Source organism: Fimbriimonadaceae bacterium (assembly GCA_019638795.1).
Lineage (GTDB): Bacteria > Armatimonadota > Fimbriimonadia > Fimbriimonadales > Fimbriimonadaceae > JAHBTB01.
The window spans coordinates 51,266-72,577 of record JAHBTB010000007.1 but is presented as its reverse complement, the minus strand read 5'-3'; the positions used below and the strand labels follow the sequence as shown (position 1 = coordinate 72,577).

Sequence of the window (21,312 nt, the reverse complement as noted above, 5' to 3'; positions counted from 1 at the left end):
CTTGGCCCATGTCAAACCCTCCATCCCCCTCGACCGGGCTACTCGGCTTGGAGCCCGAGCAACATGGGCTGAGCGCACCCTTGTCGGCACAACTGCGGCTAGTCGACAGCATGCTCGGCGAGGTCGTCACCGCGTTCGAGGGGCCCGAGTTCGTCGCCCTGGTGCGCCAACTCCACAGCCTGTCGCTGACAGAGCCCGACGCAGACCCGTTCGGCCGGATCCCCGCCCTCGCCGACCCGGCGAAGGCAGAGCGGGTCGCCCGGGCCCTCACCGTCCTCCTCCAGTTGGTGAACCACGCCGAGCAGATCGAGATCGTCCGCGTGAACCGGTCGAGAGAATCAAGGCCCGAGTCCATCCGAGAGGCCGTCCGCACCCTGGCCGGGCGCGGACAGTCGGCCGCCGACATCCAGGCGACGCTTGACCGCATCTTTGTCTGCCCGACGCTGACCGCCCACCCCACCGAAGCCCGCCGCCGGGCCGTGCTTGACCGCCTTAAGGCCGTGTGCGGGGCGATGAGCCGGATCGGCCAGCCACGCAACATGGTCGATTTGGAGCGTCCCCTGGACGACCAGAACTGGGATCTCACCGACCTCCGCCGCAACCTCTACGCCCTTTGGCAGACCCCCGAAATCAACAGCCAGACATTGCACGTCAGCGACGAGGTCGCCAACACGCTTTACTACTTTGAGCAGACGATCATGCGCGTCGCCTCTTGGCTCCGGAGGGACATCGAGATGGCGCTCAAGGAACAGACCGGCGAAAACGTCGATGTGCCCCGGGTCCTCAGTTACCGTTCATGGGTGGGCGGCGACCGGGACGGCAATCCGAACGTCACCGCCGAGACGACTTGGCAGACGGTCCTCCAACACCGCCGGGTCGCCTTGGGCGCCTACCTCGATATCGCTGAGCGGCTCCGGAGTGAACTCACCCAGAATGCTGGCGGACTGTCCGCTGGTGACCCGTTTTGGTCGATTTTGCGGCGGGCGCTGCGGCGGGGCCATGTCGACAGTGACACGGCCCGGCGTCACGGCCAGGAGCCGTTCGCACTCTACATGGCCGCACTCGCGGCGGCGTTCCGGGCCGAATTGGCCGCCCTGGCCCGGGCCGAAGGCGGGGCGTCCGAAGAGTTTCCATGGACAGACGAGGCCCGGCTTCTCTCCGACCTCGAACGGGTCAAGGATGCGGTCGAAAGCTGCGGGGGCGAACTGGCCGCCCGGACGGGGCTCCTCGCGCGGTTCGTCCGTCAGGTCCAGGTGTTCGGGGTCGGATTGGCCGCCCTCGACATCCGTCAGCATTCCGACGTCCACGCCCCGGTCGTCGGCGCGCTCCTTGCTGCGGCGGGGACAGTCTCCACCCCAGCCGACTATGTCGCCGCCACCGAGGACGAAAAGGTCCGCCTCCTCACCCGAGAGCTGCTCGACCCCCGTCCGCCAGTCGGCCCTGCCTGGCGGTCGAACGCCAGTGACGAAGCGGTCCGCGACGTGTTCCGGGTGGTCAAACGCGCCCACGACACCTTTGGCAAGGACTGCGTCCGATGCCACATCGTCAGCATGACGCACGGCGTCAGCGACCTCCTGGAGGTGCTCGTCCTGGCCAAAGACGCCGGGTTGGTCGGCCACCGGCGGGGCAAGCCCTACGGGTCCCTGGATGTCGTGCCCCTGCTCGAGACCATCGCCGACCTGAAGGCGAGCCGGACGTTGGTCGAGGCCCTGTGGGCCAACCCGGCGTACGCCGCGTACATGCGGGGCCGCAACATGCGCCAGGAGGTGATGCTTGGCTACAGCGACAGCAGCAAAGACGGCGGCTACCTTGCCGCCAACTGGGAATTGCACGTCACCCAAAGCGAGCTTGCCGCCGCGGCCCGCGCCCACGGTGTCCGGCTCAGACTGTTCCACGGGCGCGGCGGCACCGTCGGCCGCGGGGGCGGTCGGGCCAACCGGGCGATCCTGAGCCAACCGGCCGGCTCCTTTGACGGCCAGATCCGGTTCACCGAACAAGGAGAGGTGGTGTCTTTCCGGTACGGTCTGCGCCCGATCGCCCACCGTCACCTGGAACAGATCCTTTCCGCGTCGATCCTTGCCGCGTCGAGCCAAAGCCAAGGCCAAGGCCCCGATGAGCCGCGGGAGTGGTGGGACGCGATGGACAAACTGGCCGCAGACTCCATGGCCTCCTACCGGGAACTGGTGCACGAAGACCCGGCGTTCTGGCCGTTCTATCTGCGTTCGACCCCGATCCGTGCGGTGGGTCGCATGAGCATCGCGAGCCGGCCCGTCTCACGACCCGGCAAGGCAGACCTTGGCATCGAAGGGCTTCGAGCGATCCCCTGGAACTTTGCTTGGGTGCAGAGCCGCCTCCTCGTTCCGGGTTGGTACGGCCTGGGCACGGCTCTCGAACACTTCCTCGCCGACAATCCCGACGGCCTGGCCCTGCTCCAGGACATGCGGTCGCGCTGGCCCTTCTTCCAGACCATATTGGAAAACGTCGAGCTGGAGTTGGTCCGCACCCACCTGCCCACCGCCGAACTCTACGCCCGGGCTGGCGGCGAGGGTGACACCGGTCGGATCATGGCGCGGATCGAGGCCGAGTTCGACCGGACCGTACGCACAGTGACCCAGATACTGGGCACCTCGGAGCTCATGGAGGGGGCGAAGACGGTCCGCCGGACAGTCGCATTCCGGAACCCGGTGGTGTTCCCCCTCAACATGCTGCAGGCCGCACTGCTCCGCCGGATCGACGCCGAACCTGCTTACGAGGGAGCTTTGCTCCAAACGGTCGCCGGCGTCGCCGCCGGGATGCAAAGCACGGGTTAGGCCGTGTAGGTGGTCCGGGTTTCGCTGGTCACGACGTCCACTTGGCCCGTCGCGCGGTAACCACGCCCCGGTTCGGTGACGATGTAGCGCGGTTGGGCCGGCTCAAGCTCGACCTTTTGCCTCAATTGGCCCACGAAGACCCTGAGGTAGTGCGTCTCCTGAGCGTAGGCGGGGCCCCAGACCTTGGCGAGCAGGTCGCGGTGGGCGACGACGCGACCCTCGTTCCGCACCAATGTCCACAGCAGTTTGAACTCGGTCGGCGTCAGGTGGACTTCCTTCCCGCGCACCATGACCGTACGACTGGCGGGATCGACGACCAAGCGGTCGTCATCGACGGGATGCCCGTCGATGTACTCTTGCCCCCGCCGCCGCCGCAAGGTGACGCGGATACGGGCCAAGAGTTCACCAAGCGAAAACGGCTTGGTCAGATAATCGTCTGCCCCCCCTTCGAGGGCGGCGACGATCTCGTTGGTGCCCGACCGGTCGGAAACAACCAACACAATGGCGTCGGACCGCGACCGGATGTCCTGCAAACTGCGGACATCGGGCAATTCAAGGATCCGGGTCGGCAAGACGACAACGTCTGGCTTGACCGTGGCGAGGGCACCCCGCGTCTCCGCAAGGTCGGAAGCTTCGACGACCGTGTAGCCCGACCGTTCCAGGGCGGACGTGACACGACGCCGTTCAGCCGATTCCGGCTCGACGACCAAGACCATGCTCTTCTCCGTATTAGGTTTCACCGGGTCAAATCACACCGGCCAACCGGTACCGCCGGTTAGACCGCTCTCCTATCTGACTTGTTCCATGCGCACCGACCAGCAGATTTCATTGACCCATCAATAATCGGGCACGCCCCAAACCGGGTAGCGTGCTGGGCATGGGCTTGGTCAAAGAGTTCAAAGAATTCGCCGTCAAGGGTAGTGTCATCGACCTGGCCGTCGGCGTGATCATCGGGGCCGCCTTCGGCAAGATCGTCGACTCTCTCGTCAAGGACGTCGTCATGCCGCCGATCGGCCTGGTCTTGGGCAAGGTGGACTTCAACAACCTTTACGTCTTACTGTCGACTGAAAAGGGCTCCAACTTTGCCAGCCTGGCCGACGCGCAAAAGGCCGGTGCACCAGTACTGGCGTACGGTGCGTTCATCAACAACTTGATCAGCTTCCTGATCCTCGCGTTCGTTGTGTTCTTGATGGTCAAGGCGGTGAACGCGGCCAAGCGGACCGAACCTGAACCGGTCGCGGACCCCGCACCGACACCGACCGAGGAACTGCTGACCGAGATCAGAGACCTGCTGAAAACCAAGTAGACCGGTTGCAGGAGGGCCCGCGACGACCCGACCATAGAGTTAGGACAGGCGGTCCCGACGATGGCGCGGAGTTACAAAGAGCTAGAACGGATGTTCGGGGGTGCCTCGGCCCTGCCTCAGCCCTCCAAATCACCCTTGCGCCTGGCCGCGATGTTGGAGGCGGGCGAGCCGAAGCAGTCCGAAATCGAGCAGGTGGTCCTTTCCGACCCGGCCCTGACCGCCGGTCTCTTGCGCTCCGCCTCGTCAGCCGCGTTTGGCCGCCAACGCCAAGTGACGACGGTGCGGGAGGCGGTCATGGTGCTCGGCTTCCGGTCGGTCCGTTCTCTCGCGGTCGCCCTCTGGACCCAGGCGCTGGTGAGCGAAGGCAAGCACTCGTCAAGGCTCGACCTCGACCGCTTCTCCCGGGGCAGCTTTGTCACCGGCTGCCTCGCCAGTGACCTCTTCGCGGGATCGAAACCGACTGACGAGGGCCGTTGGACCGCTGAAGAGGTCTTCTCCTTGGGCGTGCTTGCCCGCCTGGGGCTGGGGCTCCTGTCGCTCCTGGCCCCCGACGAGTTTGACGATGTCTATGGCCTCGCCAAGGAGGCCGCGGTCAGTCTGGAGCAAGCCTTCACCGACCGCCACGGGCAATCCGTCGCCACCCTCGCCGCCTTGGCCAGCGAAGCGATGGGCTTGCCCGACGGCCTTGTCCAAGCGATGCAGACCTATGCGGGTGCGCCCGGAGAACCAGCTGCCGAAGACGCCTGCCGCTTTGTCCACGCGGCCCGGCGGCTGGTTGACGGGCAGGGCCTGGGGGTCGTGCCTTGGACGGTCACGGCCGACACGGACGGCTCCCCTGTACCCGATTGCGGAACCATAGACATGGAGCCGAGCCTTAGCCGAGCGGTCGCCGCGGCGACCACCGTCTTCAAGGCTGCGTAGGACCGGCGAGCCGGGCCGCCACCGTCCGGTACGCCTCCCGGAACGAGACTCCTGTCTCAACGACCAGCTTGAACGCCTCTTCGGTCGCCCTCACGGGGCCGTCAATGGCCTCCGCACCCCGCGCGGCGTCAAACTCGACCGCGGGTAGGGCCGCCGCCATGACACTCGCGCATGCCTCGGCACGGTCAAGGACCCTGAACAGAGGCCCCTTGACCAACTGCAAGTCCCGGTGATAGCCGCTGGGCATCTTCGCCGTCGTGGCCAGGACGGCGAGGAGGTCGCCTTGCGCCTGCGCGCTGTGCCCTCGCACCAGTTCAAAGACGTCAGGGTTGCGCTTCTGCGGCATGATCGACGAACCGGTCGTGTACGCCGGTGGCAACTTGGCGAACCCAAACTCTTGGCTGGCGTACAGGCACAGGTCGGCGGCGAGCCGGCCCAAGTCTTGGAGCAAGAGGGTCGCCTGGAAGGCCACCTCGGCCTCGGCCTTGCCCCGGCTCAGTTGGGGAGCGGTGACGGGGTCGTGAGGGGCGTCAAAGCCCAGGAGCATCGTCGTGAAGTTTCGGTCGAGGGTCAGGCCCGGCGTCCCGTATCCGGCCGCGCTACCCAACGGGTTCTTCCCCAACCGCCGCTGGCACGCCTCCAGACCTTCCGCGTCGTCCCGGACTTCCGCGGCAAAGCCGTCGGCCCACAGCCCGACCGAACTGGGCATGGCCCGTTGCAAGTGGGTGTAGCCCGGCAACGGCTTCTCACCCTGGCTCGCGCTGAGCCCTTCCAATGCCGCCGCGACTGACCGGGCCGACTCCGCCAAGTCCGACACCTGGTACCTGAGATAAAGGCGCAGCGCGACAAGCACCTGGTCGTTCCTTGACCGACCCAGGTGGACTTTGCCGCCCAAGTCGCCCAACTTCTCAACCAAACGGTTCTCGATCGCGGTGTGGCAGTCCTCTTCTTCAACGGTGACCGACCACCCACCGGCGTCGTGGTCCGCCGAGATCTCGTCGAGGGCCTGACAAAGCGACTCGCCTTCCTCTTGGGTCAGATATCCCTGCCTGACCAGCATCCGAGCGTGCGCCTGCGAGGCCCACACGTCATAAGAGACCAAACGCTGGTCCAGCAAGTGGTCGTCACCGACCGTGAACGCCAAGACCGCCTCGTCGACAGGAAGGCCCTTGTCCCATAACCTACGCATATTGTGCAAACTCCTTCACCAAACGGTTATAAAAAGCCAACCCCTCAGTCAGCTCGCTCTCCAGGACGTACTCGTCGGCGGTGTGCGAACGGGCGGTGTCCCCCGGCCCGCACTTGATCGCCGGCCAACCGGCAAAGAACACTTGGTCGCTCATTGTCCTGCTCCCAAATGTGGCTGGCGCACCGGCGGCGGTGGCCGCCGCGATGACCGCGGCTCCGTCCGGGCATTGGTACGGTTGCAGCCTGACCGACCTCACCTGGACTTCGCTCTTGACCCTGGCCCTGACCAACTCGACGACGTCCTCATGAGACAGGCCGGGCACCGTCCGGACGTCCAGCACGCACCGGGCCTCGTCAGAGACTTGGTTGCGCGCCCTCGCCGCGCTGAGGGTGGTCGGTTGGAGGGTCGCCGAACCGAGTTGGGGATGGGGGTCACCCAGGCTCAGCGATTGAAGCGCGACCAGGTCGTCGGCCAACCCCCAGACCGGGTTGACCGCCCCGAGCTCGGTGGCGTTGGCCGCATGACAAGCCATTCCTTTCGCGACCAACTCAAGCACCAGCATGCCCCGCTGTGACGTGCCGACGGCCAAGCCCGTCGGCTCCCCGACGACGATGCCGTCAGGCCGGTATCCGTGCCCCAAGAGTCTGGGCCAGACGACCTCGGTGCCCCGGCCGCCCGTCTCCTCCTCCTGGACCAGGGTCAACGTGACCTCGCACGGCCCTCCTGACCGGAGGACGTCCAGAAAGGCGCACACCATGCATGCGGCGGACGCCTTGGCGTCGTTGGCCCCGAGGCCGATGATTTTGTCGCCGTCCCTCCTGACTTTCCACGGGTCACCCGTCCACGAGTCCGTCGGCGGAACGGTGTCGAGGTGGGTGTTCAGGAGGAGTTTGGGGCCACTCCCGGCCCGGGCGACGACGTTGTCCTCCCACCGTTCGACGTCCGCCCCATGTCCGCGGAGGAAGCTCTCGGCCAAGTCGGCCACTTGCTTCTCGTCGTGAGACACCGACGGTGTCTCGACCAAGGCCCGGTGAAAGTCGACGACCATGGGATGTCACTTCGTCGCGTCGGTGACCGCCGCTGGCAATGCCTCCACGCTCCGGACGACCATCGTCCCACAGCCCTCGTTCGTGAAGACCTCGGTCAGCAGCGCGTCGGCCGGTCCGTGCCCGATGACATGGACGCGCTCGACCCCTCCCTCCAACGCCCTACGGATTGACGCCGCCTTCGGCCCCATCCCGGCGGTCAGCGCGCCACTGGCTTCAAGGTCTTGAAGTCCGGCGAGGTCGGTGTAGCTCACCAAGGACGAAGCGTCGGCAGGGTCGCGGAGAATGCCCGGGGCCCCGGTCATGTAGACCAGCTTGTCGGCCCACAGGGCGACGGCCAGTTCCGACGCCACCGTGTCCGCATTGACGTTGAGGCTTTGTCCGTTCTCATCGGCGCAGAGCGGGCTGACCACTGGGGTGACGCCGTTGTTGAGTAGCGTCGATAGGACGCTCGCGTCGACCTTTTGGATGTCGCCGACCATCCCGTAGTCCACTCCCTTCTTGGCCGGTCGCTTTTTGGCGACGACCAGGCCGGCGTCCAGGCCGGAGAGGCCCACGGCGCGGAGCCCGACCTGGCGGCACGCCGCGAGCACCTCGGCCCGCACCGCGCCGTTGAGGGCGAAGACCATCGCCTCGAGCATTCCCGCGTCTGTCACCCGACGCCCTTCGACAAACTGGCTGTCGTGACCCAGTCGCGCTCCAGTCTCGGTCGCCTGCGGCCCACCTCCGTGGACAAGCACGATCTGGACCCCCAACTGGGCGAGCAACGACACCTGCCGGACGACGTTGGACGTCGATTCACGCGACTGAAAGGCCTCTCCCCCGACCTTCACGACAAAGGTCTTGCCCTGGTACAGGCGGAGGTACGGGGTCGCCTCCAAGAGGGCGCGCATGGTTTGGTTGGTCGGCATGGTCAGTCAGTTTCTCCGGCAAGGGTGGCCAAGACGGCCTTTTGGGCGTGCAGGCGGTTACCTGCCTGCTGGACGACGACGCTCCTCGGCCCGTCCAGGACTCGGTCGGTCACTTTGACGTTACGGCGGACGGGCAGGCAATGCATGAACTTCGCGTCGGGCCGGGCGCTTGCGAACCAGGGTTCGTCAACGGTCCAATCGGCGAACGACTGGCGAAGTCGGTCGTCCTCCTCCGGTCGGCCATAGAACTGGGGTGCCGCCCAAGACTTGCAGTAGACCACATGGGCGCCGTCCATCGCGGCGTCGCGGTCGTCCGTCTCGACAACCCTTCCCCCGCCTCTTCGGGCCGCGTCGTCAATCCGTCGCCGACCTTCGGCAGGGAGAGCGTAGGGGGCTGGCCGCAAGATGCGGACGTCCATGCCACGACGCGCCGCCATGGAAGCGGCGGCCAGCGGCACCGCGTACGCCAATGCCTTGGGGTGATAGGCCCACGACAGCACAAAACGTCCGTCGGTCGGTATGCCGAGGTCGTCAAGGGTCTTCCAGTCCGCCAGGGCCTGGCACGGGTGGTCGGAGGCCGACTCCATGTTGACCAGAGGCACCGGGCACAGGGCCTTGATTTTCTTGAACATCGTCTCGCCCAGGTCCTCGCCAAGGTCCTTGCCGGCGGCAAAGCACCGGACCGCCAAAATGTCGCAGTACTGGGCGAGGACGGGGACAGCCTCGTCAATGTGCTCCTGCGCGGCCCCGTCCATCCGGACCCCGTCGCGGGTCTCCAACTGCCAAGACCCCTGGCCCGGCTGGATCACAAAGCTCGTGCCACCCAGGTGCCCGACTCCAGCCTGGAAGGACGCCAGGGTGCGGAGAGACGGGTTCATGAAAACGAGGCCGACCACCTTGTCCTTCAAGGCCTTGAACCCGCGGTCATGCTCCAGTTGCCGGGCCAACGACAGCAAATTGGCGATCTCGAGGTCCGACAAGGTGTCTAGGTTCAAATAGTCTCTCATCTCAGCACCACCCCACCCCCAGATTAGTCAGCCCGGTCTCTTGCGGCAGTCCGAAGAGCCGGTTGAGCCACTGGACACCACCGCCGGCGGCCCCCTTGGTCAGGTTGTCCACGACACTGGTCACCACGACGCGACGCCCCTCGACCGCCACTCCAAGGTGGCACCGGTTTGTGCCGACGACTTCCTTCACGCTGGGCATGCGGGTGGACACCGAGACAAACGGCGTGTGGCCGTAGAACGCGGCGGTCTCGCTGACCAGGGTCGCGGCGTCGGTGTCGCGGGCCAGGCGGGCGGTCACGGTCATGTGGATTCCCCGGGCGAAGGGCCCCGAGTGGGGAAGGAAGACGAACTCTTCCAATTCACCGAACCGACCGATGAGCATGCTCATCTCCCGGCCATGACGGTGGCGCACGGGTTCGTAGGCCCACATGCCGCTATGCCGGTCGGGGTGGTGGGTGCCCGCCTTCGGAGTCCGACCACTGCCTGTGCTCCCCGTCACCCCGTTCGCGACGACGGCACCCTCGACCCATCCTCCCGCCACGAGCGGAGAGACGGCCAGGGTCGCCGCCGTCGTGAAACAGCCTGGCTCGGCGATGTGGCAGTCCGGCGTCTCCTTCTCCAGATCAGGCAGCCCGCAGAAGAACCCCGACGACGGGTCGGCGAACCGGAAGTCGGTGGACAAGTCGACGACCTTGGCGGTGACCCCCGCTCTGGCGGCCGCTTCCAGGGTCTCGCCGATCCGCTCGGCGGCGGCGCCGTGGGGCAAGGCCGAGACGACTCCCCATGACGGGTTCTCGCCCAGGCAGGCCATCGCGTCCCCCATGGGGACAAAGTTGAGGCCGTCCAGCATGCCCGTCAAATGGGGGAACGCGTCAGCGACAGGTTGTCCCGGCGAGGACTCGCTCACCACCGCCTTGACTCGAAAGGCAGGGTGCCCCGCCAACAAGCGCAACGCCTCACCGGCCACGTAGCCGGTACCGCCCAAGACGACGACCGGAACCTCAGTCATGCCCCAACCCCAGCTTCTCCGCGACAGTGCGGGCCAGTTCTCCCGGATGCGTCCTCGCGTTGACACCAGGCAGGCCCGTTTCCCGTCGAAGCCCGTCGACACCCGCGGCGTTGTCGGTGCACGGTCCGGTCACGACGGTCGGCGTGATGCCGTAGAGGTCGGCGAGCAACCGCCATCCCCCCCAAGCGCCGACCGGGTCGTTGGCGGCCAACACCACGGCGGTGAACCGCTTGGCCAGGCCAGGGTCCGCCAGGATCGCCTGGACGCCGTAGTCGCCCATCAGGCCGTCACCCAGCTCGATGACGACCACGTCGGGCTCTTTGGCCCCCAAGTGGTTCATGATCGTCTTGGCCAGCCCGGCGGCGTTCAGTTCGGAAGTCGTCACGACCCCGCAATCGGTAAACGTCATCCCTTCCGCCGCCCCCGCGTCAAGCATGGCCAAAACATCGCGCCGCAGGCTCACCCCGGTCGTCTTGCCCGCCGCCACATGCAAGCCGGTGCGGGCGAAGTACTGGACCAAGGCCATGGCGGCCTCGGTCTTGCCCGAGTTCATGCACGTTCCGACCACGGCGACGACCGGCGGCCCCTGAGTGTCCACCTCTTCGTCAATGGGGACGGCGGCGTTCTTGATGCTGGCCGGGACACCGACCCGGCTTCCCAGGTAGGGAAACTCAAGGACCTGCCCCAGCACCTCGCATTCAAAGGGCGGGCCGACCACCGGTGACCATGAGGTGCACGTGCCCAGCACGCCGCCCATGTTGAGGATGTTGACGGTGTCGCCCGGCTTGAGTGACGGGGGGATATGCCCGGCATAGCCGCCAAGGGCGCGGCGGTGGCCCAAGGCGCCGGCCACGACGTCACCCTCCTTGAGAGCGGAGAACCGACCGGTCGTCAACTCCATCGTGTTATAGGTGGTCTTGGAGTTCTTGATCCTCACCGCGAGGACGTCTCCCTCTTGACACCGGATTTCGTCCCCCAGCTTGACGTCACGCCGCAGGTTGCAGTTGAGGGTGACGCTCCCGATCTTGTCGATCACGCAGGGCTTCAAGGTTGTCTCCCCGCCCGGGCATGCAAGACGGCGGGCAACCCGACGATCGTGCAAAAGCCCTGGGCGTCGCGCGGTTCCCATTCACCGACCGCCTCGCCATAAACGGCCCGGCTTGCCCGGTGAAGGGAAAACGGCGAGGTCACGCCCTCGACCATGAACGACCCGGTCCTCAGGACCACCTTGACCTCGCCGGTCACCCGTTCCTGCGAACTGGCCAAGAACGCCTCGATGTCCCGACAGACCGGGTCGGGAAACTGCCCGGTGTGGACGTACTCGCCGTACAGCGCGGACAGCTGGTCCTTGGCGGCGATTTGACGGCTGGTCATGACCAGCTTCTCAAGCTCTCGGTGGGCGGCGACGAGCAACGTCGCGGCCGGAGCCTCGAACGCCACCCGGCCCTTGACCCCCAAGACCGTCTCGCCGAGGTGGATACCCCGGCCTATCCCGTGACGTGCGGCGACCACGTCGAGCTTCTCGATCGCTTCCACACTGTCACCCTTGACCCCGTCCAGTCCGTCGGGCCGCCCCTTGTAGAAGCTGAGGGTGACCCGCTCCTCTTCCGGCGGGCTGTCAAACACGCCCCGGGTGCGCTGCCAGGCCGACTCGGGGATGGTCTGGTCAGTCGTTTTCGTCTCGTTCCCGCCGATCGTGACGCCCCAGAGGCCGCTGTTCACCGAATAATCCGCCCCAAACGGCGGCACCGGCAGGCCCCGATCCTTCAGGTACGCCACTTGGTCGGGCCGGCTTGGGGCAAGGTCGCGGATAGGGGCCAAGGCAGTCACGTCGGGAGCGTAGGCCCGCAGGGCGATATCAAAACGGACCTGGTCGTTGCCCGCCGCGGTGCACCCATGGGCCACGGCGGTCGCTCCGACGCGGGCCGCCACCCGGGCCGACTCGCGGGCCTGGAGGGCGCGCTCGCTACCGACACACAGGGGATAGGTCCCGCCTCGCATGACGTTCCCGGCCAGCAGGAAGCGCACGACCTCCTCGAAGTACATTTCACGGGCGTCGACATGGATGTGGTCGACCGCCCCGAGGGTCTTGCTCTGCGCCCTCAGCGCCTCTCGTTCTTCCGGCGATATTCCGCCAACGTCGACCGTGGCGGTGACAACCTCGTGGCCCTGCTCGATCAGCCAGGGGACGCACCAACTGGTGTCAAGCCCACCGGAAAACGCCAAAACAACCTTCTCAGCCATTCAACTCCTCTTCACCCGCCCAAACCTCAGCCAGGCGCCGGGTGCTCGCCTCACCGTCCGTGGCGACAAACACGGTGTCGTCTCCCGCGATCGTCCCGACGACTCCGGCATAACCGCCCTGGTCGATCAGGAGCCCCACCCGCGACGCCGTGCCCGTCTCCGTTTTGAGGACGACCATGTTCGCCCCGCACGGGACCGCCGACACCAGACCAGACCCGGCCAGGCCAGGACGGCCCGCGACGACGTACCGCCCGCCGACCTTGGCGACACCGAGTTCATAGAGGTCCCGCGAGACACTGCTCTGGGTCACCTCGTAGCCTTCGGCGCGCAGGAGGCCGGCCAACTCGCCTTGCGTCGTGACCTTGTGACGGGCCAAGATCCGGCGGACCGCATCCAACCTCTTGTCCCGCGCCACGTCCATGTGCATGATTATGCACAATCATGCATAAACTTGCAACGAAGTCCTACTTGGCGTCCCCCGCGTAGCCGTGGGCACTGCCGACGTGGTCGATGTCGCCGTCGACAAACTCTGCCCATGTCGTCAAGTCGGGATGCTCCAAGAGGCGTTCCGTGCCCTGGGGGAACTTGATCTTCTCCCCCTGGGGCCACCAACTCACGTAGTGGATCATCGCGACCATCGGCCGTGGGGTCGGCGTCCGGTTCGGCATGCCCGCGTGCCACATGCGGATGTCCCGGACCACGATGCTCCCCGCCCTCACGACAGGCTGGACGGGCGGGCTGACGTCGCGCCAGCGGGCCAGCGCTTCCTCACCCGCCTCGATCAGCCCGTCCTGGAAGACGACGCTGGGGTCCTTGTGTGTGCCCGGCCATATCTCGGTGGAACCGTTATCGGGCCCCATATCGACCAAGGGGACGTTCACCACGATGCCGTACGGCGGGTGGACATGCTCCTGGCCCGGCCACAGGTGGCCGATGTCGGCGTGCACCGGCTGCCGCTCGTCGCTGGGGAGGGCTGTGTTTCCGCTGTAGAAACTGTTGACCATGCCCTTACCCAAGATCTTCTTGGTGACCTGGATGGCAAAGTCGTTCACGAGGATGTCGCGGAAGAGGAACTCTGCTTGGCGCGGCGGGTCCTGCTGGACGTTGCCTTTGGTCCAGTTGTACGGTGCGTCAGGCCGGGCCAGGAACCGGGCGAGGTCGTCCAGCATCTTGTCGCGGAGCGACGCGACATGGCCGAGGTCGACGACGTCCTCCAGGATGACGATCCCGTCGTCAAGGACGGCCCGGACGGCCTGGGCAGCCCGGTCGGGCGTGAACGCCCCGGCCAGACGCTCCGCCGGAGTCGGGGCGAGCGACGTCAGCATCCCTGGTCACACCAGGCAGGTCTCATAGGCTTCACCCAAAGACTTGACGGGGTCTCGCTTGGGGATGAACTCGTGGGCGAAGTAGCCCTTGAAACCAGTGTCGGCGATCGCCTGGGCCACCCTCCGGTAGTTCAACTCCTGAGTGGCGTCAATCTCGTTGCGGCCCGGGTTTCCGGCCGTGTGATAGTGGGCGATGTGCTCGTGGTTCTGCTCGATCGTCCGGATGACGTCGCCCTCCATGATCTGCATGTGATAAATGTCGTAGAGGAGCTTGAACCGTGGTGAACCGACCCGCTTGACCAGTTCGACGCCCCACGGAGTCTTGTCGCACTGGTAGTCGTGGTGGTCCACTTTGCTGTTCAACAGTTCCATGATCACCGTGACACCGAGCTCCTCGGCGAGCGGGGTGATCCGTTTAAGTCCCTTGGCGCAATTGGCCAGGCCTTCGTCGTCGGGCAGGCCGGCGCGGTTGCCGGAGAAGACGATCATGTTCGGAATGCCGGCGGCCTTCACGAGGGGGAGGAGCCGTTCGGACTCCTTCACAAACCGGTCATGGTTCTCGATGCGGTTCCAACCCGTGCCGATGCTCGTCGGCCCGTTGGCGACGGCGCAGACCAAGCCGTGCTTGGCCACTGTCGGCCAGTCGGCCTCGCCGAGCAGTTCGACGCTCTTCAGGCCCAGCTTGGCGGCGTGTCCCGCCAGTTTGTCCAGGTCCATGGAGTAGCACCACTTGCAGACGGACTGGTTGAGCCGGCCCGCACCGGGCTTCTCCGCAGGCGGAGTCACGGCCGAGACCTTTGACGCGGTGGCCGACACGACGGCGGCCGCGCCCCATGCGAGCGCTTGTCGGCGCGTGACGTTGCTGTCCATGCCGTCAGGATATCTCAAGCGGCAAGTGAAGTTGATAGTGACGACTTCACTGACCCAAAGGCCACCAACCGACGGGCCTCGGCCATCGAGGTCAAGCCATCGACGACCTTGGTCAACGCGTCCTGCTGGATGGTGGTCATTCCCTCTCGCTGGGCAAGTGCGCTGATCTCTTCAACAGTGGCGTGTCTGGCGATCAGACTTGCGGCGTCCGGGCTGACGCGGAAGATCTCGTGGACCGCGCTCCGTCCCCGGTAGCCAGACCCGAGACACGCCGGGCAGCCCACGGACTCCCAGAGGCTGTCTGGTACCTGGCCCAAACAGGCACCCAGGAGATCGGCGTCTTCACTCGACACCTTTTGCTCAACCTTGCAATTCGGGCAGAGCCTCCTCACAAGTCGCTGGGCGACAACCCCAAGGAGCGAGGTGCTCAACAAATACGGCTCGGCACCCATGTCGAAGACCCTCGGCAAGGCACCTACCGAGTCGTTGCAGTGAAGTGTGCTCAGAACCAAGTGGCCAGTCATCGAGGCCCGTATCGCAGTCTGCAATGTTTCGGCGTCCCGTATCTCGCCCACCAGAACCACGTCCGGGTCTTGCCGCAGGATCGCGCGGAGTTGGCGGGCAAAGGTCAGGCCGATCCGCTCGTTCACCTGGGACTGGTTGATCCCCTCTAGGTCGCACTCCACCGGATCCTCGCAAGTCATCACGTCGCGAGTCGGCCCAGCGATGCTGCTCAGAGCCGAATACAACGTCGTCGTCTTGCCTGATCCGGTCGGCCCGGTGACCAAAAGCAATCCGTACGGGTTGTCGATCAACTCGCGCCAAGTGGCGAGGTTTCGGTCGGAGAATCCGAGTTGGTCCAGATCAAGCATTTGCGACTTGCTGTCCATCACGCGCATGACGACGCGGCAACCATGACGGTTGGGAAGCAGGCTGACGCGGACGTCGACGGCGCGGTCGTCGAGCCTAGCGCTGAAGTGACCGTCTTGCGGCAGACGGTTCTCGACCACGTCCAGTTCGGCCATGATCTTGATCCGTGCCGCCACCATCGCATGCAGTTTGGACGGGAACTGCTGAACCTCTTGCATCAGGCCGTCTAGGCGGAATCTGACGTCGGATCGGTCACGCCGAGGTTCGATATGGATGTCGCTGGCCTTGAGCGTGATCGCTTGGGCAATGATCTGGTTGACAAGGGTGATGACCGGGGCGGTCGACTCAACGGTCAAGATGCTCTCGGAGTCATCTTCAACGCTGTTGTCTTGGGTAACTTCCAGCGCTTTGCTGACGAGCAGATCCGCAAAGTTGACGGCTTGCCGAGTCTGACCACCGAGGAAGGCTTCCAATTGGGCCGTCCTTACCAAGACCGGAACGACGCGCTTCTTTGCTCCTAAGGCGACGGTGTCGCTGGCCCGGACATCGTCAATGTTCGCCATCGCCACGTAGAGGTCGTCGTTAATCAGCTGTACGGGGACTAGCCGGTGCTCCTGACACACTGACATGGGGACACAGGCGAGGGCGTCCTGGGTCGGCGGGCATGATTCAAGATCCCAAACCGGCGTCTTTAGGTGCTCAGCCAAAGTCTCGAGGAGGTCAGATTCATTGACAAAGCCCATCCTCATGAGAGCCGTGCCAAGAGGCTCTCCCGTGATCTTTTGCTCAGCAAGTGCTTGCTCGATATCTGACTCTGAGACCAACCCACGACCGAGTAAAGCGTCACCAATCCGAATGCGCACGGCAATATCCGCCCCTCAACAGGGCAGCCTCCACGAAGGCAATTATCGGGATGTCCACCCCCTATCCTCACCAGCCTCCCAGCGGCGCCTTGCCCGGACGTTGTTATAATGCCGCCGAGGTGGTGGGCGGCGAGAACCTGGGCAAGCGCTATGGCGACCGATGGCTCTTCCGCCGCTTGGACTTCACCGTCGCACCGGGTGAGTGCCTGGTGCTCCTGGGCCGGAACGGCAGTGGCAAGAGCACGCTGCTCAAGCTCCTTGCCGGCCTCACCCCCCCTACCGAAGGCAAGGTGACCCGGCCCGACGACGTCGGCAGCGGCCTGGGTTACGCCGCTCTGGACCAGGCCGTCTATCCCACCTTGACCGTCGCCGAGCACCTGGAGCTTGCCGCCCGTCTCCGTGGGTGCACCGCCCGGGTCAGCGAACTCCTCGACGAAGTCGGCCTTGCCTACGCCGCGGGTTATCCTGCGCGCACCCTGTCCACCGGAATGAGGGCGAGGCTCAAGCTCGCCCTGGCCGTCCAGGCCGGACCGGGAGCCCTGTTGCTCGACGAGCCGGGGGCCGGTTTGGACGCCGACGGCCTCGCCACCCTCTCGGCCGTCGTCGCCGCCCGCGCGCCGAGGACGGCCATCGTCATCGCGACCAACGACCCGGCGGAACGGAGGTTCGCCACCCATGAGTTGGAGTTGGCTTGAGCAGACCGCGGCCGTCGTGAAGAAGGAGTGGACGGCCGAGCGCCGGGACACCAGTGCGTCGGTCACGGCGCTGGTCTTGTCGTTCGGCACCGTCTTCACCCTGGCTTTCGCTTTCTACGGCCGGACTGTAGACGCCCCTGCCGCGGCGGGGATGATGTGGGCGGCCCTGTTGTTCGCCGGCGTCAGCACCTTGACAAGGACGTTCGTCGCGGAGGACGAGCAAGGCACGGGCGACCTCCTTCGGGTTTGGTCGCAGCCTTACGTGGTCTTTTGGGGCAAGGCCGCCTACGCTTGCCTGCAGATGGCGGTGGTCGGAGCGGTCGTCGCCCTCAGCTTCGTCGTCCTCATGTCGCTGGCCGTCAAGGAGCCCCTCCTGTTCTTCTGCAGCCTGGGTGGCGGAGTTTTCGCCCTGGGGGGCACGGTGACGCTGACCTCGGCGATCATTTCGCGCGGGGCCAACCGCTCCAACCTGAGCGGTGTCGTCGCCCTTCCTCTTCTCTTGCCTTTGCTCGCCATGGGCGTCGCGTCGGGCCGGAGTGCCCTGGAAGGAAGCCAACTGGCCTCAGGGTGGCAGGCCTGTGCGGGGACGTGGCTGTATACTCTCGTCGTGTTCGCGGTGGCCCCACACCTGTTCGCCGCGATCTGGCGCGAACCATGAGCCGTCTCTCCGCACCACTCAAGTGGCTGCTGATGTTGGCCATGGCGGCCATGACGGTCTACTACTTTGCCGTCCCACCGGCCCAAAGTTTCAAGGAACCTGACCTTGCCCGCGTGGTCATCTTCCACCTGCCCTGCGCCTTCACGTGCACGGTCTACTTTCTCTATGCGTCGTTCTGCTCCGGTTGCTTCTTGGCCAAGCGTGACCTGCTGTGGGAACACCGGGCGGCGGCGGCGACCGCGGCAAGCTTGACGACCGCCTGCGCCACGATGGCGACGGGGATCCTGTTCAGCAAAGTCCAGTGGGGAGAGTGGTGGCACTGGGACGCCAGGCAGACGTCGTTCTTGATCGTCTTGCTCCTGCTCGGGGCCTATTTTCTGGTCCGTATCGCCTTCGACGAGCCGGTGATGCGGGCCCGTGCCGCCGCGGCCTACTCGGTGATCACGGCCCTGCCGATCGTCTTCCTCACCTTTGTGCTGCCGCGCATACCCCAGGTGGCGGCCACATCCCTCCACCCAAGCGACACGGTGCAGCAGGGCAAGTTTTCACCGGAATATTGGACTGGCGTCTTGGGTGTTTTCACCCTGGTCATGCTGTTCACGACGTGGGTGTACCGGACCCACGTCCACGTCGCAGTTCTCGAAGAAAAGGATACGTTTGACGATGGACCCCACAAAGCTTCTGATGGCCGTGCCCCCGCTTCTGGTGTGGTGCGCCCTGTTCGTCCACATGAGTAGGATCGACGCCCGGGTCAAAAGCCTGGAGCGCCGCCGCCAAGACCCATAGTCTTGGCCCGACCACTACACGTGAGGGCCGGCTAAGCGTCCCGTCCCGGCGGTACCCTGCAGCACAATAAGGGAAGGCAGACATGAAACCTGGCATTATCGTCTCCATCGCCCTCGCCGCGGTCGGTGTCGTCGGTCTCGGGATGGTGTTCGTCAGTAACGCGAGTCCCTACGTCACGGTGAAAGAAGCCCAAAACCATGGGGCGGGAGTCCACGTCGTCGGGGAGATCGTTCCGGAGACCCTCCAGGAGAAGACCCTGGACCGTCAGGTGAAGTTCAACCTTAAGGACGCCACGGGCACGATGCCGGTGGTCTACACCGGCCCGCCGCAATCAAACCTCGCCTCGGCCAAGCAAGTCGTCGTGATCGGCACGATGAAGGAAGGCACGTTCCATTCCGAGAAGATGCTCGTCAAATGCCCGTCCAAGTACGAGAGCGAACTCCCGGCCGGCTCCGGGCCAACCAAGGAATAGCCTCCCTTGGAGTCCAGGCGCGGAACAAAGCGCCGACCTGGATGAAGAAGCGAACCTGGCGGCCTTTCGGCCGGCCAGGTTCATCAATGGCAGGAGTTTGACCTGTCCGTCAGGATTGGTCAAGCCGCACGACGAGTCTGGTCGCCATTCCCTAGGTGGAACCGGGAAGTCATCTCCCTCAAGGTGTCCGACATACCGGAGAGGTCGTGTGCCTTCTGCTCGATGTTGTTGACCAAGGTCGACTGAGTCCGGGCGCGCCCCGCCACTTCGTCGGCCTGCCCCGCCACTTCGGCGGCGGTCGCGGTCAGTTCCTCGGCGGCGGCCGCCGTCGACTCCGAAATCGCGCCGATCGCCTGCATCGTCTGATGAAGGTCTTTGGTCTTCTTCGTGATCGCCTGGGCCGCCTCGCTGAGCAAGGAGGTCGCTTCGGCCATCGACGCGGTATGGGTCTCGACCGTGGCCAGCGCTTGCTCTGCCGTCGAGCTGACGTCACGGGTCACGCCCAACTCCTTCACACTGCCCTCCATCGCCCGCAGGGCGTCGTCCACGCCGGAGCGGACGTCCTCGATCAGCGAAGCGATCTCGTTGGTCGCCTCCGACGAGCGTTCGGCCAACTTGCGGACCTCGTCCGCCACGACTGCGAACCCTCGGCCCTGCTCGCCGGCCCGTGCCGCCTCGATCGCGGCGTTGAGCGCGAGAAGGTTGGTCTGCTCGGCGATGTCGGAGATCGTGTCGACGATCGAACCGATCTTCTCCGATTTCTGGCCCAATGCCTCGACGGTCGCCGCCGAGTGCTTCATTTGGGTGTCCACGTTTTGGACACTGGCGAGGGTCGCCTGGAACGCCTTGTTGCCGTCCTTCACGTGGCCCGACGCGACGACCGCGGCGGCACCCTGGGACTCGACCGCTTCTTCAAGGTTTCCGATGACGACGTTGACCTCCTTGATCAGGTTGTTGACCTCGTCGATGCTGGCGGCCTGCTTTTCGCAGCTCACGGCGATGTCTTGGCTCGCCCGGCGTGACGCCTCGCACATCTCGGAGACTTCACCTGCCGAAGCTTCGATGGCCTTGGTGCTCGTGCCGGTCTCCGTGGCCGCTTCAGTCAGGACGCGGCTGGCGTCGGTCAACGACTCCGATTGAAGCGTGAGCTCGCCGATCACGAGCTTCAGGTTTTCGAGCATCTTCCGCATCGCGTGGCCCAGGACGTCCTCATCACCACGCACGTCGACCCGCGTCGTCAGGTCGCCCTGGGCGACCTTTTCGGCCGAAGCAGCCAATTCACGGAGGCTCTCCGACATCTCCTGAAGCTTCGGAAACACGTCGCCCACCTCGTCGTTGGTGCTACGCACCAGGTCATGGTTCAGGTCCCCGACCGCCATGTGACCGGCATTGACGATCAACGAGTCGACGGAGGACTTTGTCGAACTGTAGAACCCGCCGAACGCCAAGGCGGCAAGCACCAGGAACGTCGAGACCGTGGTCAGGAACATGCCCCGCTCGCTCAGTTTCGCGTCAAGCCGGTCTTGGGTGATCTTGCGTGCCTCGGCCAGGCTCGCCTTTTGGATGGCCAGGGCGCTCTCGGTCAGACCACGAAAGTCGGCGGTCCCGTTCGCCTCAATGGCTTTGGCCGCCTCTCCGACGTGGGCAATGAAATCTGCTGACGGCCCCGCGAGCGAACTCTTGAGGCCACCCTTAGACTTGATCGCCAAGTCGATGTCGGATGCGATGTTGTCCGCGTCCAATCGCAGCATCGCGGCGATGACGGCCCGGTCGCCGTCAGAAGCCTTCTTGTCGGCCATGAGGGTCTTGGCTTGAAACGACCGGGGAACGGCCTTGACCATCTGGTTAGTCGCCACGTCAAACGTGTAATAAGACTCGGAGACCGGGTCGAGGACGATCCCCGACGCCAAAGCGACCTTGCCGATCAACTTGGCGCACGAGTCGATCGCCGCGCTGACCGCCGCCGCGTCACCATTCTCCGCCTTGGACAACGCCTCCTTGGCCGCGTTGAACTCCGACTCACAGTCGAAGCCTTTGCCGAACTTCTGTTGGGCGTCCGCGAGCCGCCCGGCCGCTTCACTCACCGCCGGGTTGCTCGTGCCCTCCGATTCGGCGAGCTGGCCCACCACCTCGTTGGCCACGGCAATATAGTCGGCGCCGACCACCTCGGCGTTGGCAAACTCCGCGTCTGCTGCGGCTGCCTTCAGATAGAAGAAGCTGCTGATGCCAAGCGGTACGAGGAACAGGAACGCGATCAGCCCGAACTTTGTCGCATAGCGCATTGAACCCAGCAATTTGGCCGTAGGTAATTTTCTCATGACCACATTTGT

Annotated in this window: 20 protein-coding genes; 7 read left to right on the top strand and 13 right to left on the bottom strand. The window is 65.2% G+C overall.

Features of this window, described 5'->3' with window-relative positions; genetic code table 11:
• The first annotated feature begins 8 nt into the window (after positions 1-8).
• Complete coding sequence (locus KF857_09770; GenBank protein MBX3112285.1) at positions 9-2,810, top strand: phosphoenolpyruvate carboxylase; 2,802 nt, start codon at positions 9-11, stop codon at positions 2,808-2,810.
• Here KF857_09770 and KF857_09765 read toward each other — a convergent pair.
• Positions 2,807-3,526 carry a winged helix-turn-helix domain-containing protein gene (locus KF857_09765; GenBank protein ID MBX3112284.1) on the bottom strand — a complete coding sequence of 240 codons (720 nt, stop codon included), beginning with the start codon at positions 3,524-3,526 and terminating at the stop codon, positions 2,807-2,809. The genes KF857_09770 and KF857_09765 overlap by 4 nt on opposite strands.
• A gap of 161 nt (positions 3,527-3,687) precedes the next feature.
• Here KF857_09765 and mscL point away from each other — a divergent pair, with 161 nt between their 5' ends.
• Both mscL and KF857_09755 read left to right on the top strand, forming a co-directional pair.
• Complete coding sequence (gene mscL / locus KF857_09760; GenBank protein ID MBX3112283.1) at positions 3,688-4,116, top strand: large conductance mechanosensitive channel protein MscL; 429 nt, start codon at positions 3,688-3,690, stop codon at positions 4,114-4,116.
• Positions 4,117-4,176: 60 nt separating this feature from the next.
• Entirely contained in the window at positions 4,177-5,037 is an 861-nt protein-coding gene (locus KF857_09755) for an HDOD domain-containing protein (protein ID MBX3112282.1), read from the top strand.
• Here the strand turns inward: KF857_09755 and argH are convergent.
• Genes argH through KF857_09700 form a run of 11 tightly spaced genes read right to left on the bottom strand, consistent with a single transcriptional unit; the run spans position 5,024 to position 16,251 of the window.
• Positions 5,024-6,226 carry an argininosuccinate lyase gene (gene argH, locus KF857_09750; protein MBX3112281.1) on the bottom strand — a complete coding sequence of 401 codons (1,203 nt, stop codon included), beginning with the start codon at positions 6,224-6,226 and terminating at the stop codon, positions 5,024-5,026. The two genes, KF857_09755 and argH, sit on opposite strands and share 14 nt — an antisense overlap.
• Positions 6,219-7,274, bottom strand: coding sequence for a M20/M25/M40 family metallo-hydrolase (locus tag KF857_09745; GenBank protein MBX3112280.1), 1,056 nt, complete (start codon positions 7,272-7,274; stop codon positions 6,219-6,221). Before KF857_09745 ends, argH begins: the two co-directional genes overlap by 8 nt.
• Positions 7,275-7,280: 6 nt before the next feature.
• A complete protein-coding gene (gene argB, locus KF857_09740) occupies positions 7,281-8,183 on the bottom strand; it encodes an acetylglutamate kinase (protein MBX3112279.1) in 903 nt (300 codons plus the stop codon).
• A 2-nt stretch (positions 8,184-8,185) separates the two neighbouring features.
• Complete coding sequence (locus tag KF857_09735) at positions 8,186-9,190, bottom strand: N-acetylornithine carbamoyltransferase (protein ID MBX3112278.1); 1,005 nt, start codon at positions 9,188-9,190, stop codon at positions 8,186-8,188.
• A gap of 1 nt (position 9,191) precedes the next feature.
• On the bottom strand, positions 9,192-10,199 hold the full coding sequence (gene argC / locus KF857_09730; protein ID MBX3112277.1) for an N-acetyl-gamma-glutamyl-phosphate reductase: 1,008 nt from the start codon (positions 10,197-10,199) through the stop codon (positions 9,192-9,194).
• Positions 10,192-11,235, bottom strand: a complete 1,044-nt coding sequence (locus tag KF857_09725; protein ID MBX3112276.1) for a hypothetical protein — start codon at positions 11,233-11,235, stop codon at positions 10,192-10,194. The genes argC and KF857_09725 overlap by 8 nt, the downstream gene beginning before the upstream one ends.
• A gap of 8 nt (positions 11,236-11,243) precedes the next feature.
• Entirely contained in the window at positions 11,244-12,443 is a 1,200-nt protein-coding gene (gene argG / locus KF857_09720; protein MBX3112275.1) for an argininosuccinate synthase, read from the bottom strand.
• Positions 12,436-12,864, bottom strand: a complete 429-nt coding sequence (locus tag KF857_09715; GenBank protein ID MBX3112274.1) for a hypothetical protein — start codon at positions 12,862-12,864, stop codon at positions 12,436-12,438. Before KF857_09715 ends, argG begins: the two co-directional genes overlap by 8 nt.
• Before the next feature lie 43 nt (positions 12,865-12,907).
• The gene (locus tag KF857_09710; GenBank protein MBX3112273.1) at positions 12,908-13,768 is read right to left on the bottom strand and encodes a phytanoyl-CoA dioxygenase family protein; all 861 of its coding nucleotides are present in this window, start codon (positions 13,766-13,768) and stop codon (positions 12,908-12,910) included.
• A 6-nt stretch (positions 13,769-13,774) separates the two neighbouring features.
• Entirely contained in the window at positions 13,775-14,638 is an 864-nt protein-coding gene (locus KF857_09705) for a TIM barrel protein (protein MBX3112272.1), read from the bottom strand.
• Positions 14,639-14,652: 14 nt separating this feature from the next.
• Positions 14,653-16,251 carry a type II/IV secretion system protein gene (locus KF857_09700; GenBank protein MBX3112271.1) on the bottom strand — a complete coding sequence of 533 codons (1,599 nt, stop codon included), beginning with the start codon at positions 16,249-16,251 and terminating at the stop codon, positions 14,653-14,655.
• A gap of 239 nt (positions 16,252-16,490) precedes the next feature.
• Between KF857_09700 and KF857_09695 the strand changes: the two genes are divergently transcribed.
• From KF857_09695 to KF857_09680, 4 genes are all read left to right on the top strand, one after another.
• The gene (locus tag KF857_09695; GenBank protein MBX3112270.1) at positions 16,491-17,066 is read left to right on the top strand and encodes an ABC transporter ATP-binding protein; all 576 of its coding nucleotides are present in this window, start codon (positions 16,491-16,493) and stop codon (positions 17,064-17,066) included.
• Positions 17,047-17,724: a heme exporter protein CcmB gene (locus tag KF857_09690; protein MBX3112269.1), complete on the top strand. Its 678-nt coding sequence runs from the start codon at positions 17,047-17,049 to the stop codon at positions 17,722-17,724. Before KF857_09695 ends, KF857_09690 begins: the two co-directional genes overlap by 20 nt.
• Entirely contained in the window at positions 17,721-18,461 is a 741-nt protein-coding gene (gene ccsA / locus KF857_09685; GenBank protein MBX3112268.1) for a cytochrome c biogenesis protein CcsA, read from the top strand. Before KF857_09690 ends, ccsA begins: the two co-directional genes overlap by 4 nt.
• Positions 18,462-18,592: 131 nt before the next feature.
• Positions 18,593-18,982: a cytochrome c maturation protein CcmE gene (locus KF857_09680; protein MBX3112267.1), complete on the top strand. Its 390-nt coding sequence runs from the start codon at positions 18,593-18,595 to the stop codon at positions 18,980-18,982.
• Positions 18,983-19,101: 119 nt separating this feature from the next.
• Here KF857_09680 and KF857_09675 read toward each other — a convergent pair whose 3' ends face one another.
• The gene (locus KF857_09675) at positions 19,102-21,300 is read right to left on the bottom strand and encodes a methyl-accepting chemotaxis protein (GenBank protein ID MBX3112266.1); all 2,199 of its coding nucleotides are present in this window, start codon (positions 21,298-21,300) and stop codon (positions 19,102-19,104) included.
• Positions 21,301-21,312: the final 12 nt, after the last annotated feature.